The sequence below is a fragment of the Halostella salina genome (assembly GCF_003675855.1).
GTDB classification, from domain to species: domain Archaea; phylum Halobacteriota; class Halobacteria; order Halobacteriales; family Natronoarchaeaceae; genus Halostella; species Halostella salina.
In genome coordinates this window covers 1-939 of sequence record NZ_RCIH01000017.1, presented here as the reverse complement: position 1 = coordinate 939, position 939 = coordinate 1, and the positions used below count along the sequence as shown (strand labels likewise).

At 55.9% G+C, this 939-nt stretch carries 1 protein-coding gene; it reads left to right on the top strand.

Annotated elements, in window-relative coordinates:
* Positions 1 to 78: 78 nt before the first annotated feature.
* A complete protein-coding gene (locus D8896_RS19025) occupies positions 79 to 906 on the top strand; it encodes an IS5 family transposase (protein WP_121823685.1) in 828 nt (275 codons plus the stop codon).
* Positions 907 to 939 lie beyond the last annotated feature (33 nt).

Here is a 939-nt window from a genome sequence, read left to right as displayed (position 1 = left end):
GGCTCTGGTGAATCGCTGGACAGCGTCGGTTTCGACCGTCAGAACTAGTGGAATGAAGCGGGAAACCACCGATGGTTCATGTCGAAGATTTCCCGCTTCACAAGCAAAGCGGTTCAGTTAGCTAAAAATGCTGTCGGTGGCCGAGGCGAAGTCGCCGCCCCCGAAGGGGGTGGCGGCTTCGCCGATTACGCTCTCGTATCGCTACACTGTCTACGGATTTATCTCGATGAGTCGTATCGCAATGCCCTTGATCTGCTGAGCGAAATGCCGCATATTCTCGCCGAGATCGACCTCGAAGAGGGCGATCTCCCAGATCACTCGACGCTGGTTAAGGCGTTTGATAGGTTTCAGATGAAGGTCTGGCGAGTGCTGCTGCGCCTGTCGGCGCAGCTGCACGATTTATCAGGTCACGCCGCCATCGATGCTACGTTCTTCGACCGCGAAAACGCCAGCAAGCACTACTGCCGCCGGACGAATTATCGCGTTCAGACACTCAAAGCGACCGCTCTCGTCGATACAGAATCTCAAGCTGTCCTTGACGTTCACTGTACGACTGAGAAAACGCACGACACACAACTCGGCTGGCAGGTCGCCTGCCGCAACGCAGGCGACCTGACCAGCCTCGCCGCTGACAAAGGCTACGACTGGATGGATTTACGCGAGAAACTACGTGAAGAAGACGTGAGACCGCTGATTAAGCATCGCATCTTCCGGCCCATCGACCACGCGCATAACGCGCGGGTCGATGGCCCTCGCTATCGCCAACGATCGATGTGTGAGACCGTCTTCTCGTCGATCAAGCGCACGCACGGCGTCGCCGTGCGTGCGCGAACGTGGTACCGAGAATTTCGTGAACTTGTCTTGAAATGTGTTGTTTACAACATCAAGCGAGCAGTGAAATCGTGAAATCAAGCACAGTATGGCGATTCACCAGAGCCG